The organism is Bartonella sp. AD13SXNS (assembly GCF_042196465.1).
In the GTDB taxonomy this organism is placed as follows: domain Bacteria; phylum Pseudomonadota; class Alphaproteobacteria; order Rhizobiales; family Rhizobiaceae; genus Bartonella.
In genome coordinates, this window is sequence record NZ_JBHIQI010000012.1 from 23,840 (window position 1) to 41,923 (window position 18,084).

Sequence of the window (18,084 nt, forward strand, 5' to 3'; positions counted from 1 at the left end):
TCTTTAATGTCAATAGATATTCTTTGTTATTATTTGCGTCAGAAGTTATTTTTTTAACCAAAATAGAATGCAATCTCTAAGCAGCTAGAAAACTCTTTCCCATCTTCTTAATCAAATCGTAGCTCGGTTGCTTTACCTTTGCTATTTCTTTTGCCATAATCATTGCACGTTCAAGATGGTGCTTTTGAATATTATTATCAAAACCTAAATGTTCTCTTTCCACAAAGCTTTTGTGATAAGATTGTAAGGACTCAATATTATTCAACAAAGCAAGCGTACCAATATGAAGTAAACTATAATGTGCATTGTCACACTCATCAATTTTGCTCGTTTGCCAAGGGGGTATACCATACCTAAAACCAATACGCTGAAGAAGATCTATACTTTCCATTGCCCATTCTAAAGTATAATCAAGCTCTAACTCTAGGCGACTTGCATTAATCTTTTCTTCAACAATTTTCAGCCCATTTTTATTAAAATAAAGTTGTAGATCCGGTAAACTTTGAGAATTTATGGGATCAATTGCTCTACAAACAGCAGAAAGAATGCCTGTAGTGACCGAAAACCCAACATCAAATCGCGGAGAATCTGTTGTAATTTCATCATTGTATAGAATTTGCACCTCGCGATCTGGCAATTGGTAGATTGCTAGAAAATTCTCTTTTCCCTCAATTCCATAAACCAACCAACCTAAACTTGTGAAAAGCGTTCTTGTACTTTTCATGGTTAAGAAAGTCTCTTCTTCTTTAAAAAGCATTATTTTAGCATCAAGATTCAAAAGTGAAAGGGACTCTTTGAAACCTAATCGATAACGTCGTGCAAGAATAAGGACACGATTCATAAGATCTTTCGTAATCTCTTCAGAAAAATCTAAATGCTTTCCTACTCTAAAACTCTCTTTATAAAATTTGAGCGTTTTAACATCCCCCATGAGAATAAGGGCAACAAGGTGGCGCTCTGCAAGATCAGCTTCATTATTTGGCGATAAAACTGCATAATCAGAGATAATTTTTTGTACATTTTGCTGATGAGCCCACTCAAAAATGTCTGCACAAACCTGTTTCAATTTTCCTTGCTTCATAGCAATATCAGAGATTGTATATATATCTTCCGCCTCTTTAATGGACGTATATTGAGATCTCGTTGGAAAAATATCTCGATAAATAGTAGAGAAGCTAAGCGTTGAAAGTGAAGCTTTGAATGTGATAATCAACTCTTTGCCTTCCCTCTCAAGACTATATACTATGTTGATAAGACAGTCTTTGCTTATAAAGTAAGCATTATAATTGTAGTTTTTATCGCGGTAAGTTGTCCAACCCATCGTTTTTAATTGTTCAACAATGGTATTAAGAACAATCCAATCTTGCGAACCTATAATATCCTTTACCTTTTGTTCATTTGAATTTTTCATCTGCCCAAATCGTAATACTCTCGAAATAAAGCTTTCTCGTGCTTTTGATCGAATCCAACTGACCATGTGCAAAAATGCTTTTGTAATCAAGGTGAAAGGTTTTATTATCACTCTATAAAGCAAAGGCGATACCATGAAGTAAAACATCATCCGCCCTATAAAATTTGCTTTTTCACTAGGTCTACACGGAATAAAATGTTCTTCAGCAAATTCAACAGCGCGATTAACACAGCTAAAGAGAGAATAGCTTGTCGCATATTGAGCAACCTTGTTTATTTCAAGAGAATTTTGATAAGATTTCAAGGCCTCAATCTTACCCGTCAACGCTAAGCAAGCCAAATGCCAGATCATATGGGAGCAAGAACTAGATGCTTGAAGATATGTTTGAATAGGCGCTCTTTTTTTTATTTCTGCCTCAAAATCCTGAGTACGAGCCCACTGAATTACCCGCTCAGAAATGTTGATAAGTTCTCGCTTTGTGGGTGTATCAAAACAAATATTAAGACCTTTTCCAAGACTGGTAAAAGTTGGATAAATATTCTCAGGTCGTACAAGTTCGTAAGCTTTACCATAATGAATATACCAGCAGGCTCTAGAAAGCTCTTCTGTAGACGTTATGGCACTAATATAGACATTTAATTTATCATTGAGATACCACAAATCAAAATGAAATTTAACAAAACGGTCAGGTAAAACTAACCACATTTTCCCAGGGGCTGTTGCAATCCAACCATGAACTTTTAAAATATTGGTTACCGTTGTTAGGCTCGTTAGCCGCTTTTGAGGTGTTATACACACCAAAATATCATCCAACTCGCCCTTTTTATAGGCTTGTGCAAAAAGAAGAAGACGCTCAACCCATGTTGTTGTTTTGTAATCAGAAAATTCTAATATATTCAAATTTGATGTAGGACTACAAGACTTTAATGACTCTCTATCACCGAGCAAAACTCGAGCAACAGCAGAGCTTTTAGAGCTACCATTGGAAGCTTCTTGGTGTAATTTTTGTTCAATATTTTGTGTTTTTGCCCATGTGATTATTTTGTTTAAGGACTCCTGAATACGGTTTTCAGAAAGGTCTTTCATTTTAACATCAAAATATCTATCTTCTGAAAAAAGTATACTTTCAGAGCAAAATCTCTTACCCCTAATATATTCCCAAGCAAGAAGATAGGGGATAGTACTGAGATTTGCTACTAGCATAAGCTTTCTATCCCTCCACCCATATTTTACCTCGTAGTCGATGCTTACAAAACGATCAGATAAATAATAAAAAGCATGGTGACGACCTATATCATCGCGATAGGGTACCCAACCAAGTTTTTTTAAAATTTTTGTTACATCTTTGGTTTGCATCATGACGCACTTCCATTCTCAACGAATTCAATGATGAAAGAGCGCATACCAATCAATCTCCTCCATTTTTTATTCAACAGCTGTTTTCAACCTCATATTTAAAAAATTATTCAAAATTAACCTTAATTCTTTTATAGAGAAACTCATAAAAATTGCTTGCGTAATAATATGAAGCACCAGCTGGAAACCTGAAATAAAGTGGACATTCACCGTCTTGAAATTGAGAGTAATCAAAGTAAAGTATCTCACAAAAAGTATTTTCACAAACAATAAGCTGCTGTGGCCTAGCTAAACCATTTTTTATATCGAGTAAGTGGTGATAAACAATATCACCAGCAGGAATACAATCAACAGGAGACCCTACACTGTCCTCATAAACGGTCAATATTTCATCACAACCAATTTCTGAAATTCCCAAATTTTTCAGGCAGTTTTTGTAAGAGGTTGTAAATGGCAAGCCAATAGTTTCTTCAGCCTTTTTAATCTGTATATCATCAATGGTAGGGCCAAAATCGATACGATCACTATATTTATCAATTAATTTTTCGAGATCAGATAATATAAAATTTTTCATGAACTCCCCCCAATTATTATTCTCTAATATGTTTTAACTTTTTTCTAATAATGATAATATTCACATTTTTACGGAAAAACGGTAACTTAGTGTTTATAATTTTTTAAATAAAACCAATACACAAAAAAACTATTTCACATGAACTTTAATATTTTTTCGCAAAATTCATAAAAATTACTTGCGTCATAAAGAATATCTTTAAATAGTGTGAACATTCACCATCCTGAAGTTGAAAGTCATCAAAAGAAAATTTCACACCCAAATTAGCTCTACTGATAACAAGCTACTGTAGTTTTGCTAAACCATTTCCTCTATCTGTTAAATTATAGTCAACAAAAATCCCTACACAATCCCTATAAAGGCTAAATATTTCCTCGTCATCAATTTCTGTTTTTTCAAAGAATCTTGATAAGAAATTGTAAACTGCGAGCCAATAATTTCTTTAGATTCTTTATTCGTATATCACCAATCATAGCCTTTAAAGTGCGAAACTTAATAATATTACTATAGTGATCAAATAATTCTGTAAAATCGGATAAAGTATAATTTTTACAGATTTTTCTACATAAATCATATCACATTTTTGCTAATATTAATGTGATCGTTATAAATACTTATCTGTTCATAGCTAATGGTATTGCTTTACATTTCTCTAAATAATAAAAGCATTTTTATTGATATCATTCTTTCATTATTTGCTCCAATTACTTTTTTCTTTTTAGAAAGAAATTTTTAAAAATTAAATAAATAACTTTTTTGATAAAATTTGTCTTATCGGACTTAAAACTTTCATTCGTAGTAAAAACAGCTAAAAACTAACCGTAACATGCACAGTAAAACTTAGAAGAACAAACAACGCAAAACACTTCTTGATTGAATGGATAACAATGCTATCTTTTTATAGAAAATGCACTGATCATAAAATTCATCCAATTAATAATTATGAAAACTTTTCATGATGAATTAGAGCAATTTATTATTAAATAATACTTTATTCTACCGCAAATAATAATGCAGCAACAGCGCGATCTTCAGCCAACAAAACATTAAATGTACGTACAGCCGCTCCCGTACTCATTGTATCAGATGAAATACGTTTTTCCCATAAAAGAACCCGTAACTCTTCAGGTAATCGCAATAATTCAATTCCAGTACCTATTAATAAAACTTCGATTTCAGATGCTTCTTCTAAAACACGAGATATATCCCCTTGAGTAGGAATAGGCCCTGCCATATCAATGCCATAAATACCTGATGGGACACAAATAATAGAACCTCTATGAGACATATCAGCAAAACGAAATCCACCATTTCCATAAGCATCAATAGGTGCCCGACTCGGAAAATGCGCCTCACGAATTTGAATTGCATCGAACATGAATAAGCACCCTTTATTTTTGAAAGTCCAACTGCCTTTTACCTCTTACCACAAAAGTTAATGGAAGGTTGATACAAACATTGATATGTTAACCCTCGCTTATAAGAGTATTGAGATTAGAAATTTTTATATACTCCCTAATCTTCTCCTACAACAAATAGATGAAAATTTGACAACAAACCGCGATTAAATGCTATATGTTCAAATAAATCTACCTTTTAAAAAATTTCCTCAGCTTATTTACTCGAAAATAAAAAACATCTCTTTATAAAAATAATGATGTTGTTTAAAGGACAGGAAAATTTTCCGTAATCTTCCATAAATAAAACAACTATTTTAATAATTTAAAGAAAAACACCATCTTCTGTAACGACTATAAAAGCTACTCCTTCAATGAAACTATCTTTATATTTCAATACTTTTTATAAAAATGCTTTAAAAAATGTAATAAACTACAACGCCACCTTAAGATGCATTTTCCTTATTTTCCTTTGATATAGCTTTTTTTTCTTTAGATACACTCACATTTTCTTTCGCTGTTGTTTTAGATTTAGACTTTTGTGGTGTTTTTGTTTTAGCATGAAGCTTTGATTTTTTTTCTGCAATTGGTTCACCTTTAACGCGTACATCAGACAATGTTGAGCGAAGAACACGAATATTCATACTCTCACCAATTTCAACCTCTAATTCGCCACTTTCATCGTGAACCTTCGTAACTTTGCCGATAATGCCACCACCCGTTATAACTGTATCACCACGACGTATTGCATTAAGCATTTCTTGTCGTTTTTTCATTTGTGCACGCTGTGGACGAATGATAAAAAAATACATAATTGCAAAAATTAAAATGAACGGGACAGCACTAACAAATGAAAATCCACCGGGAACATCGCCTGCAACTTGAGCATAAGCGTTCGTAATAAACATTTTTATCTCCTATAGTTAAACTTCAGGTATTTCCCCCTCTATTAAAATAAAACTCCGATCCAGAAAAACTTTCCTAAAGAATTTATCATAAAAAGTAATGACCACATGATGGAATCTCAGCTTTATCAAAATGCAATAAATCCTTAAGAGACAGAATACAACAAGAAAAATCTTAAAAAAAACAGATTTATTTCCCTCTATTATATATTCTACAATATAAGCCTTCTCACTAACTCAATAAATGATACAAACCAATTTTTCCAAGGAAAAAACCTTTAGTTATAGAGATAATTCATCGTTTTTGATATCAAATGAAAGACTTAAATACAGTAAAACTCTCTCATTTTATCCCCTTTGAATTCATCAAAATGATTTTCTTGTACGTCACACACGTGAAATGAACCTGTAGATAAAAACTATTTAAGAAAAGCGTAAAATCCCCCTTCTCATTCTCGTACCCCCTATAAATGCAAGAGCAGTTGGAACATTGAGAAGCTGAAAACAGTATGATACTATCACCTTATCTCTTCATAAACACAAAGATGATAATATCTAATAAACTCAACAAACGGCTTCCCTTAAACCAGTGATTTTTTCTGCTGCAGTATTATTTTACGTAAAAAAATCAATTTTTTCATGAAATTTCTATAAACTATAAAATTTCTCAAATTAACCCATAAATTAGTTTTCTAAATATTTAAGAGGATCAACAGGTAATGAATTCTTACGCATCTCAAAATAGACACGTGGCGTTTTAACATTTCCTGAAACACCAGATTTAGCAATCTCATCACCGCGTCTTATTCTTTGTCCTTTGTTAACAACAAGCTTACTATTACATCCATAAATAGTGATAATATCATTTTCATGTCGAATCATAACAACATTACCAAGCTCTTTTAATCCATCTCCCGCATAGATAACGACACCATTTTCCGCCGCCTTTACCGATGACCCCTCAGGCACTGCAATATCTATTCCTCGATTCATTACTGTTCCTTTTTTTTGACCAAACTGGCTTAATAAACGCCCTCGTACTGGCCAACGCATCTTAGAAATTCCTGTACCCTGCGGTGTCATAATATTATCTGTATTCGTGACAGTACTTGATAAACCAGTCTCATGGTCCAATCGCATCATCTGTGTAGAAGAATTTTTCTCAGAACTTGATCTGTTCATCTTTGCAGAAGGGGACATTGTTACAGGAGCTTTATATACAGAAGAAGCCTTTTTGTGTTTTACAGAGGACGTAACTTGAGATTGGAATGAAGATTCTGCTGTTGACGCCGCCCAATCATTATTATTGCGCGTATTTGAAGTTGCGAATGTACGCCTACTTGGAACCACAAGGACTTGACCAATATAAATGGAATTGCTGTTTATGCCATTTGCTAATTTTAATGCCTCAACACTGACCCCTATTTGTCGTGCAATACTGAGTAGTGTATCTCCACTCTGGACAATATAAGAATTCCGCCGGTAAACAGGAGAGTTATCCATTTGTGAACGAGAAAGTGTTCCAAGATTACGTGGAGGTGCCCCCATAACGCGACCATCCAAAGAAGCTGTCCTACCTTGCTGTGGAGAATTATAAGGAGAACTGTCATCTCGCCAAGAATCATCGCTTGGTTCCACAGGTGGCAATTCAGTACTCTGTATCATATCACCACCGTCCGATAGCATTCGCGGATCTGTAGGTATAGTGCTAGATATATTTGATTGATGAGATAACATACGATGAGAGGACATAGCGGAAAAACGTTGCGTACCAGAACTACAACCAGCAACAATAGTTACCACCGCTAAAAAAGTTATTCTCTGAAATTTATGCCGGAAAATATTATCCAAAGCTCTTAAATACATAGTTTTGCCCACTCATCAATACTCAACTCATTCCATTAAAGCTTTTTTAAATTACCGAAGAGTTAAAATGAGATATTTTATTCATAAATATCTCTATATAATATCAAAATGAATTTAACGTAAAATAAAAAGGTGAAATAATTTGTGCTATTTCTTAAATTTTAAAATTTAAAGTATCTCCGCAATACCTTTAATAAAAGGTTGATAACGCACTTGAAAAAGTTCTAAACACTCAAATCGACTCCCAATTTTTGTATAGCGCGTCACCGTTTGTACCCCTTCATCAGGCCCTATAGCCTGAATGAGAATGCCATTTTCAGCTAAGAGTTCTAAAAATTCCTTGGGTTCATCAGAACGCGATGGCCAAATAAGAATACGGTCAAATGACCCCAAACCTGTCACACTATGACTTCCATCAATTTGCCGTACAACAATATTTTCAATTCCCAAAGCTTGAAATTTTTGGCCTGCCAAATCAACAAGCGTTTTATAACGATCAATCGTCGTTACACGGTCACTCAAACAGGCTATAAGAGCCGTACAAAAACCAGATCCCGTACCGATTTCTAAGACACGATGCTTTTTTTTCAACGATAGTGCCGAAAGAATTAAGAGTTGTTCTTCCAAACGTTCCATATATTCACCACACTCAAGGGGAATAACTTTATTATCATAAGCACTATTAAACCAAGGGGCAGAAACAAACTGTTGACGTGGAATTTTTTCTAATGCCGAAAAAAATCGCACGTCATCAATGCCTTTGCTACGCATTTTCAGTACAAGAGCGGCCAACTCTTCACGAAATTGTAAAATACCATTTTGCCCCATAGTATTATTCAATCTCTAATGGAGGAGCACTTTTATCACCCCTACAAACCACTTCCTTTAAAATGGCTAAACCTTGCATTTGCATACCATCACCTCTTGGCAATAAATGCATATTGTCTTTCCTTTCGCAAAATTAAGCAGTAATACAACGCATGCCTCCCATATAGGGTTGTAAAACATCTGGAACAATAATGGATCCATCAGCTTGTTGATAATTTTCAAGTACGGCAATAAGACAACGGCCAACAGCCGTACCAGAACCATTAAGACTATGAACAAAATGCAATTTTTTATCACCTTCTGTACGATAGCGAGCATTCATACGACGACCTTGAAAATCTCCACAAACTGAACAGCTAGAAATTTCACGATAACATTCTTGACCAGGAAGCCAAACCTCGATGTCATAGGTTTTACGTGCTGCAAACCCCATATCTCCCGTAGAAAGAACCACTGTGCGAAAAGGCAAATCAAGCCGTTTTAATATATCTTCTGCACATTCCGTCATACGTTCCAATTCAATTAAAGACTGATCTTCACTGGTAATCGAGACCATTTCCACCTTCCAAAATTGGTGCTGACGCAACATACCGCGCGTATCACGACCGGCTGCTCCCGCCTCTGAACGAAAACAAGGAGACAAAGAAGAAAATCGCAGTGGTAAATCTGATATTTCAAGAATTTCATCGTTAACCAAATTAGTTAATGGTACTTCTGCAGTAGAAATAAGCCATCGACCATCTGTTGTCTGAAAAAGATCCTCTGCAAACTTCGGCAATTGTGCTGCTCCGTAAACAATCTCATCACGAACAAGAAGAGGTACTGAGACTTCTGTATAACCATGCTCATTCACATGCACATCAAGCATAAATTGTCCTAATGCTCGTTCTAGCCGTGCTAACGCCCCTGAAAGCACTGTAAAACGTGTTCCAGACAAACGGCTCGCTCGCTCAAAATTCATCTGCTTGAGATCTTGACCAAGATCAAAATGCTCCTTTGGTATAAAATTAAATGTTGGAGGTGTACCAAAATGTCGAATGACGACATTATCACTTTCATCTTTACCTTCTGGAACATCATCCAATGGAATATTTGGAAGGGCTGAAAGAATTTTCTCAAGACTCTCCGTCAGCTGTTTTTCTTCCGCTGTTGCAGAAGAAAGAAAGACTTTAATCTCTTCAACTTCAGCTTTAAAGCCTTCAGCCATTTGTAGATCAGATACAGCTAAAGCTTGTCCTATTTCCTTTGAAATAGCATTGCGACGTTCCTGCGCCAATTGTACTTTAGCAACATGCGACCGACGTGCAAGATCAAGTTGTATTAACCTTTCAGCTTGTGGTTCAAGACCTCTGTTTACAAGTGCTTTATCTAATTTCTCAGGATTTTCACGAATCCACTTAATATCAAGCATCAAAATTCCTCATTTATATTGTTTTTATTCATTTCTTATCGCATAAGATTATACAATTTTCTTAAGCGGATTTTCTTCTCTTTTCTATACCGTAAGCAATTAAAATTGAGATCTCGTAAAGTGCTATCGTTGGTAAAGCCACTGCAAACATCGTAAAAAAATCCGAAGGGGTTACTATTGCCGCAATAATAAAAGAAAGCAAGATAGCCCATTTTCGTTTAGATACCAAATCATGAGATGTTAAAAATCCAACTTTTGTTAAAAGACTGATGACAAGAGGTAATTGAAAAATCAAACCAAAAACTAGGATAAATGATGTCATAAAGCTCAAATAATCGGAAATACGCACTATAAAATCTATTCTTAAATGAACATCTGGAAGAAATTGTTGTGAAAGACTAAACCATAGTATTATTGGTGCCAATAGAGTATAAACAAACGCTCCCCCAATACAAAATAAAATAGGACCACCAATGAGAAAGGGTAAAAAAGCCATACGTTCATTTTTATAAAGCCCTGGTGCAATAAAACTATAAAACTGAAAAGCCGTATAGGGAAAAGATAAAATAATCCCCCCAAAAGCCGCAAGTTTCATCTTTGTTAAAAAAGTTTCCCATACTTGTGTTGATTGCAAACGAATACTCTCAGGATTACTCCCTGCTATTTTCATTGCCCACTGATACGGCCATAGTAAAAAATTTAAGATATAATCTTTAACAAGAAAACACATCATAAAAGCGATCAAAAATGCAACCACGGCAGCAATAATGCGCTGACGAAGTTCAATTAAATGTTCTAAAAGTGTTGCCATACTGGCATCAACTTCATCTTTCTTAACATTCATGATACATCTTCTTTATCTTTAGAAACGACAGAAATGCTTTCAGAATGATAGGGTGTAATAGATACTATCACATCTTTATTGGTTGTCTTTTGATCACACGCCCAAAGTTCTTCATCTTTTTCTAATTTATGATGTGTTGCCTTAACATCAGAATTATCATGGATATCCTCTACTGCATCCTGTATGGGATCAAAAGTCTCCGTCAACTTCTTGCTTGGATTAAGATCATTAATATCTGAACATGTTTTTTGCAAATTATCGAGCTCAATTTGTCTTATTGCATCATCAAACTGGTAACGAAGTTCATTTGCTGTTGAGCACACATAAGCTCTTACCTTTGCTATTGCCTTTAGTATTTTAGGTAAATCTTTTGGTCCAACGACAATAATGAGAACAAGTAAGATTACGACAAACTCCGGCCCATCAATCCCAAACATCTCTTAACTCGACTTCCCCGTAAAAAATAATGCACAATGATGATAACGTTTTTGTTATTTGACACGCTGTTTTTTAGCAATAGATGCCTTGCCTCTTTTAGAGGCAGAAGAAGCCTTTTTGCGTGCAGTTACATGTTTCACCGATAACGGCTGAGATTGTTGAGGTTCTATATCAATCATTTGAGAAGTAGCTGCCATTTCAACTTTATCCTCAATGCTGTCATCGTCTTCCTTCATATTCTTTTTGAAAGCCTTAATTCCCTTAGCAACATCACCCATTAATTCAGAAATTTTACCGCGCCCGAAAAGCACAAATATAATCAGTAAAATTACAATTAAATGCGTTGGTGAAAAAATATTACCCATTTTTCTAACTCTATGCTTTTAAATTTGATTTCATTTGTGCATGCTTACTCTGAAGAATATATCAAATACTATGTATTTTACTTATATATTTTTTTCTCAACTTAAAAGCAATCACACGCCTTTTAGTGCAAAAGAACCTTTTATCCTCTCATCCCTTTTAGGACATTATAATATAGACCATTCAAAAATTATAAACCACTTCCTATAAAGTTCAAAAGGCTTAAAAACTTTTCTAAAGAAACTTCATATGATCTCTTGGACGGCTCATCTTCCTGCAAATACTGTATCCAGTGTCTTTCCTTTTAACAATGTTGTACGTATCATTACAAACATTTCCGCCAAATTATCCTTTACTGATAAAGATCATAACATGCTGTAAAACATTTTACGTATTCAATTAAAAAATTCAGAAAGAAAAATCTCTAAAAAACTTTCTTAACACATCATCAGTCTCTTCAAAAACTATCATCTTACGCACAACATTTATTCTTTGCGTTGGGGTAGGAATTTTATCATCCATTATTCCATATTCAATACGAAATATGAGCCATCATCGCATTCAATTAAATATCTGGCGTATAAATAAAAACTATTAGCGGAAAGAGTAAAAATGCACTTTATGAACCAACTCAAGTGCCAAGAGGTATGGCAATACTGCTAAAAAATAAAAAAGGTACCAGCTTGTGCCTTTATTTAGTAAAATACCTCCATATAACCAGCTCTCTAAACCACGGCATGCTCTAACTATTACAAGTCTCCGGATTCTGGGCATGCATTCTCATAATATCATGTGTTTAACCTATCTCAGTATTGAAACCAGAATGGGCATTAATAGAAAATTACATTCAATCAAAAGCATGGCATCGAAGCATAATCCATGTAAAAAGAATTTCTTATCCTAGCCTTTTTTATAAGATTACCTTATAAAGCCGCTCGATAATACAGTGTTAGAGATAGATAAACCTATTTACTTTAGTTTAAAATTCCTCATTTTATTGAGATCGCTTGCAGAGCACATATCAATTTTCAAAAGTTTTATTTTAGCATCATACACAATAACCTAGCCATTTAGCGTGTATAATGTAAAGCTTTGGCTCTGCTTAAAGCAATGAGATTCATTCACACTTTTACAAAAATCCATCACTATAACACCAGCACTTTATTGCTCTATCCATAATTTTACGCTTTCTAAAAAACTTATAAATGTAACAATGTTTTTATCAAGCATTTGAAATTCTTTAATCTTTAAACAAGCAAATTTATGAATGAATTTGAAAGATACCCTTCAATTTTTCAACAAACTTCACTAATATTCTCGTTAATTGAGTGTTTTTTATAGTCTTCCTGGAAGAGACCGCGATCATAAAAAAATCTCTTACAACATAAATATCTCTATTGAAATGTTTGTTGTCTATCTTTCATATAAAAAAATTAAAATTTTAACGATTAATCTCATTATATAAAAATAGCTCTGTGAATAAATGCTCCCATGACATTAATATTTTTTCTGTAGTGTATAATTTGGGGGTGAGGGCATTGTTTGATTTCTACAAGAGTATTTTTATGGATATCAATTCTATTATTCTATGCTAATAATCTGGTACAGTTATACATATGATAGAGTTTACTCCATGAATTATCGGCATATTTATCATGCTGGCAATTTTGCTGATGTTTTTAAACACATTATTGTCACCCGCATTATAGAATATCTCAAACGCAAAGAAAAAGCTTTTCGCGTTATAGATACGCATGCTGGAATCGGTATTTATGACCTTTCTTCTTTAGAAGCACATAAAACAGGAGAGTGGCGTGAAGGTGTCCAACGACTTTTTTCAACTCCTATCCCAGAAGATTTAAGAACACTTCTTGGTCCGTGGTATGATATCATTGATGCCCTCAATAAAGGGGAAAAAGAAATTATGTTTTATCCTGGATCTCCTGTTCTTATTCGTCAATTATTACGAAAACAAGATCGCCTCACCGCAATAGAATTGCACAATGAAGATTATCATATTTTAGCAAAAAACTTTGCAGGAGATTATCAGACAAAAGTTCTGCATTTAGATGGTTGGCTTTCCTTAAATGCTCATGTACCACCAAAAGAAAAACGTGGGTTTATCCTTGTTGACCCTCCCTTTGAAAAAACTGGAGAGTTTTCCCGCCTTATTGAGGGATTAACGAAAGCCTATCGTCGCTTTTCTGGAGGAATCTACGCTTTATGGTATCCTGTTAAATATGACAAAGAAATTGAAAGTTTTCTTCACGCTCTTTATCAAACCGGAATTCCTAAGATTCTACAACTTGAAATGCGTATCCGAAAAAGTTCAAGTCCACCAACAATGAATGGAAGTGGTATGATTATTATTAACCCTCCCTATCTTTTGGAAGAAGAAATGAAAAAACTCAGCCCCTTTCTTATCAATCGTCTGGGACAAGATGAAAATGCCCAAATAACGCATAAGTGGATTCAAAAAGAACATTTATTATGTTAGATTTTTCTCTATATTTTCCTTAAATGAAAATATCGTGGTTAAGATACAAAGGTATTAAATGCTATAACTCTTTGATTTTTTTTAGATTATATCAACATATAATAATGATAAACGAATAACGATTAGCGTGAATTAATTTTTTCTCTTTTTGAGAAAGTTTATGCTCTTATCATGATGGATTTTCTATTTTGACCATTTTAACGAATAAATTGAGTGAATTCATAAAGCTGTCTTAAATAACACCTCTCATATTTTATGAAAATAGGTACTCTAAAATCATATTCTTATGCTATAATGCGCTATTTATAGAAAAGAATATTTCATATATTAAACAAAAAACATATTCTTATAAACGGAATGGTCCTAAAAAATAATATAAATTGTTCGCAAAATGAACGAGAAAAACTTTCTTTTCTCTCTAACATTACGTGGAATAATGCCGATCAAAGTAATGAGAAAAATCAATTCCAAGGTGTCAAATTCATACAAGAGTTTGTTAGACACCTTCCGCATAAGCCAGGGATTTACCGGATGATTGGTGAAAATGGTGATATTCTCTATGTTGGCAAAGCCCGTAATCTCAAAAAACGTGTTTCAAACTATACACGTGAACAAGGACATAATAATCGTATTACGCGCATGATTCGTGCAACATATCATATGGAATTTATTGTCACCCACACTGAAACAGAAGCTCTTCTTTTAGAAGCCAATCTGATCAAAAGATTGCGTCCACATTTTAATGTACTCCTGCGTGATGATAAAAGTTTCCCTTATATTATGATTACAGATGATCATCGAGCACCTGCACTTTATAAACATCGTGGTGCTCGAACACGAAAAGCCCATTATTTTGGTCCTTTTGCCTCTGCTGGTGCGGTAACACAAACACTTCATGTTTTACAACGCGCCTTTTTATTACGGACCTGTACCGATGCAGTGTTTGAAAACCGTACACGCCCCTGTTTGCTTTATCAAATTAAGCGATGTTCTGCACCTTGTACACATGAAATTAGTGACAGTGATTATAAAGAACTGGTGAAAGGAGCAAAAGCATTCCTTTCGGGAAAAGATCAATCTGTTAAAAACGATATGGTTCAAGCTATGCATAAAGCCGCAGAAAGTCTTGACTTTGAACAAGCAGCTTCCTATCGTGACCGCCTATCAGCCCTTTCTCACATACAAAGCCATCAAGGCATTAATCCTCAAACGATAAAAGAAGCGGATGTTTTTGCGATTGCGCAAAAAGAAGGAATGACCTGTATTCAAGTGTTTTTTTTTCGCATGGGGCAAAATTGGGGAAACCGTGCTTATTTTCCTAAAGCAGATCCCTCTTTTTCCCGTACTGAAATTTTAGCAAGTTTTCTTGCCCAATTTTATGATGATAAACCACTTCCCAAAAGCATCCTTTTATCTGAAGAAATTGAAGAAAAGACACTTCTTACAGAAGCGTTTAGTCTTAAAGCAAATCACAAAGTCTCTCTCTCTCTACCCAAACAAGGTGAACGGAAAAATCTTGTTAATCATGCCTATCTCAATGCGCATGAAACACTTGAACATAAGCTTGCTGAAACAGCCACCCACACAAAATTGCTTCAAGGTCTTGCTGAAACATTCCAACTTCCTTTTCCTCCGCGCCGCATAGAAGTCTATGACAATTCTCATATTATGGGAACAAATGCTGTAGGTGTAATGATTGTTGCTGGTCACATGGGATTTGTTAAAAATCAATATCGCAAATTCAATATTCGCTCAACAGATATTACGCCTGGCGATGATTTTGGCATGATGAAAGAAGTGATTAAACGAAGATTTTCACGCCTTATCAAAGAGCATGATCTCCCCAATAGAAGTCATGACATAAAAGATGATGATCTTTTTCCCATCTGGCCTGATCTTATCTTAATCGATGGAGGTGAAGGACAAATCAACAGTGTACATGCAATACTTGCTGAATTACAATTAAATGACCTCTTCACAGTTGTTGGAATCGCTAAAGGTGTTGACCGTAATGCAGGACGTGAACGATTTTTTATAAAAGGTGCCCCCTCCTTTACACTTCCCCCTCGTGATCCTATCCTTTATTTTCTGCAACGTTTGCGTGATGAAGCTCATCGTTTTGCCATTGGAACGCATAGAATAAAACGAAAAAAAACAACATTCAAAAATCAACTTGATGAAATCGAAAATATCGGTCGGATAAGAAAGCGTGCGTTGCTTCATCATTTTGGAAGTACCAAAGCTGTTGCTGATGCCTCACTTGAAGATTTAAAAAAAGTTACGGGAATCTCTATGACAATTGCACAAAAAATTCATAACCATTTTCATGAAAAATAGGCTTGTTTCATAACCTTTGCCTTGTTACGTTTAGGAAGTATATTCTCTTTCTCAAGAATTAAAAATGGCTCCATGAAAAATCATACTTTTTCTTTTCCAAATATTTTAACTTATGCACGAATTGTTGCTGTTCCAATGGTTGTTGCATGCTTTTTTTTAGAAGGGCGACTACAATCAAGTGATATCACTCGCTGGATTGCTGTTTCCATTTTTATTATTGCATCTATTACCGATTTTCTTGACGGTTACCTTGCCCGTATTTGGGAACAAACATCCAATATTGGTCGCATGTTAGATCCAATTGCCGATAAACTTCTCGTCTCTGCTTGTTTGCTCTTGCTTGCCGCAGACAGTACCATTGCTGGGTGGACACTATGGGCAGCTATTATCATTCTTTGCAGAGAAATTCTTGTATCAGGATTACGTGAATATTTGGCTGAGTTAAAAGTTAGTGTTCCTGTCTCTCGTCTTGCAAAATGGAAAACTTTTGTACAGATGATTGCTATTATCTTTCTTTTAGCTGGACCAGCCGGTAATAAAATTTTCCCTTACACAGTAGAGTTTGGCATTACGATGCTGTGGATTTCTGCCCTCCTTACATTGTGGACAGGGTGGGATTATTTTCGTGCGGGTTTAAAGCACGTTATTTTGTGAAATAATATGTAAGATTTATAATGATAATTTACCTTTTTGCCCTTAAACGAAAGAAGAAAGCCCGTAAGGCTTACTTATTTTAAATCTATTCACGATCAATCAATCAAAACTACTTCTTTTGCACATTACAAGTAAGGGTAGTACGTAGATAAAAACTCTTCAGAAAAGAGTAAATAGTCCTTATATTTTCGTAAAAGCAGCTGCAATATTAAAAGCTAAAAAAAACGATTAATGCTCCACCTGCTTTCAAAAAAATCTATAATCTTATAAGCAAAAAACCGAAATATAGTGTTTCGGATTTTTGCTTCTTATATACGCTTTATTATTATAAACGCTTTATTAACCAACAATTTCTACCTCAGAAAACCAAAAAGCGATTTCTGTTTTTGCCGTTTCAGCACTGTCGGATCCATGGACAGAATTTTCGCCAATCGATAAAGCATGAACCTTACGAATTGTTCCCTCTTCTGCATCACTAGGATTTGTAGCCCCCATTAATTCACGGTTTTTAGCTATTGCATTCTCGCCTTCTAGAACCTGTACAACTGTTGGACCAGAAGACATAAATTCCACCAATTCGCTAAAAAAAGGACGCTCTTTATGAACAGCATAGAATTTTTCAGCCTCACGCCTACTCATCCACACACGTTTAGATGCAATAACACGCAGTCCTGCATCCTCAAGCATTTTCGTAATTGCACCCGTCAAATTACGACGTGTTGCATCTGGTTTAATCATCGAAAAAGTACGCTCTAAAGCCATTTAACCACCTTTATTTCATTGATAATATTCTCTGGCTATTTCTATAACGAGCAAGCAGCCCTTTGCCAAGTGACTCTGCAAAAATCTACACAAATTCTCAAAAATGGAAAATTAATTGTAAAAAAAACTTCAATAAAAAGTGTATCCGCCTCTCAGAAAACGTTGAAGCTTCTTTTATACTCCCAAATGCTTCTCATCAAAATTATCATTTAAGTAATAAAAAAATTATAAGAAAAATCCAACACGTAAAAATATATATACCTTTTATGAAAGCTTTATTTTTTAAGAAGGCGACCCTAGACATTTCATATCTAGGTTTGAAAGTCCCCTCACACACTGAAATCAATCAAAAAATACCCCTATAAATTAAAAACTATAGCGTACACCTAAAATACCCTGAAGGGACTGTTTTGTTTTACGCCCTTTAACATAATGGGCCTC

The 18,084-nt window shown here is 34.7% G+C and carries 14 protein-coding genes; 3 read left to right on the plus strand and 11 right to left on the minus strand.

The features are described 5' to 3' along the window. Positions 1-76 precede the first annotated feature (76 nt). The 10 genes from ACFIMQ_RS07635 to tatA form a co-directional block, all read right to left on the minus strand. Positions 77-2,770, minus strand: coding sequence for a DUF6990 domain-containing protein (locus ACFIMQ_RS07635; RefSeq protein ID WP_375703736.1), 2,694 nt, complete (start codon positions 2,768-2,770; stop codon positions 77-79). A 103-nt stretch (positions 2,771-2,873) separates the two neighbouring features. Further along, on the minus strand, positions 2,874-3,341 hold the full coding sequence (locus tag ACFIMQ_RS07640; RefSeq protein WP_375616158.1) for an SMI1/KNR4 family protein: 468 nt from the start codon (positions 3,339-3,341) through the stop codon (positions 2,874-2,876). Between the two features lie 991 nt (positions 3,342-4,332). Next, positions 4,333-4,719 carry an Mth938-like domain-containing protein gene (locus ACFIMQ_RS07645; protein WP_375607678.1) on the minus strand — a complete coding sequence of 129 codons (387 nt, stop codon included), beginning with the start codon at positions 4,717-4,719 and terminating at the stop codon, positions 4,333-4,335. A 465-nt stretch (positions 4,720-5,184) separates the two neighbouring features. Continuing rightward, positions 5,185-5,646 carry a preprotein translocase subunit YajC gene (yajC, locus tag ACFIMQ_RS07650; protein WP_375703737.1) on the minus strand — a complete coding sequence of 154 codons (462 nt, stop codon included), beginning with the start codon at positions 5,644-5,646 and terminating at the stop codon, positions 5,185-5,187. Positions 5,647-6,327: 681 nt separating this feature from the next. Continuing rightward, a complete protein-coding gene (locus tag ACFIMQ_RS07655; RefSeq protein ID WP_375703738.1) occupies positions 6,328-7,509 on the minus strand; it encodes a peptidoglycan DD-metalloendopeptidase family protein in 1,182 nt (393 codons plus the stop codon). A gap of 168 nt (positions 7,510-7,677) precedes the next feature. Continuing rightward, entirely contained in the window at positions 7,678-8,337 is a 660-nt protein-coding gene (locus ACFIMQ_RS07660; RefSeq protein ID WP_375616155.1) for a protein-L-isoaspartate(D-aspartate) O-methyltransferase, read from the minus strand. Between the two features lie 133 nt (positions 8,338-8,470). After that, positions 8,471-9,748: a serine--tRNA ligase gene (gene serS / locus ACFIMQ_RS07665; RefSeq protein WP_375703739.1), complete on the minus strand. Its 1,278-nt coding sequence runs from the start codon at positions 9,746-9,748 to the stop codon at positions 8,471-8,473. Positions 9,749-9,809: 61 nt separating this feature from the next. Next, positions 9,810-10,592, minus strand: a complete 783-nt coding sequence (tatC, locus tag ACFIMQ_RS07670) for a twin-arginine translocase subunit TatC (protein WP_375616153.1) — start codon at positions 10,590-10,592, stop codon at positions 9,810-9,812. Then, entirely contained in the window at positions 10,589-11,029 is a 441-nt protein-coding gene (tatB, locus tag ACFIMQ_RS07675; RefSeq protein WP_375616152.1) for a Sec-independent protein translocase protein TatB, read from the minus strand. The genes tatC and tatB overlap by 4 nt, the downstream gene beginning before the upstream one ends. A gap of 54 nt (positions 11,030-11,083) precedes the next feature. Then, the gene (gene tatA, locus ACFIMQ_RS07680; RefSeq protein WP_375616151.1) at positions 11,084-11,395 is read right to left on the minus strand and encodes a twin-arginine translocase TatA/TatE family subunit; all 312 of its coding nucleotides are present in this window, start codon (positions 11,393-11,395) and stop codon (positions 11,084-11,086) included. 1,631 nt (positions 11,396-13,026) lie between these two features. Between tatA and ACFIMQ_RS07685 the strand changes: the two genes are divergently transcribed. The 3 genes from ACFIMQ_RS07685 (at position 13,027) to pgsA (ending at position 16,881) form a co-directional block, all read left to right on the plus strand. Then, positions 13,027-13,890, plus strand: coding sequence for a 23S rRNA (adenine(2030)-N(6))-methyltransferase RlmJ (locus tag ACFIMQ_RS07685; protein WP_375616150.1), 864 nt, complete (start codon positions 13,027-13,029; stop codon positions 13,888-13,890). Positions 13,891-14,247: 357 nt separating this feature from the next. Then, entirely contained in the window at positions 14,248-16,227 is a 1,980-nt protein-coding gene (uvrC, locus tag ACFIMQ_RS07690) for an excinuclease ABC subunit UvrC (RefSeq protein WP_375703740.1), read from the plus strand. A 72-nt stretch (positions 16,228-16,299) separates the two neighbouring features. After that, positions 16,300-16,881, plus strand: a complete 582-nt coding sequence (gene pgsA / locus ACFIMQ_RS07695; RefSeq protein ID WP_375616148.1) for a CDP-diacylglycerol--glycerol-3-phosphate 3-phosphatidyltransferase — start codon at positions 16,300-16,302, stop codon at positions 16,879-16,881. Between the two features lie 339 nt (positions 16,882-17,220). On the opposite strand, the gene ndk is transcribed toward pgsA, so the two are convergent. Beyond that, positions 17,221-17,643, minus strand: a complete 423-nt coding sequence (gene ndk / locus ACFIMQ_RS07700) for a nucleoside-diphosphate kinase (protein WP_375703741.1) — start codon at positions 17,641-17,643, stop codon at positions 17,221-17,223. Positions 17,644-18,084 lie beyond the last annotated feature (441 nt).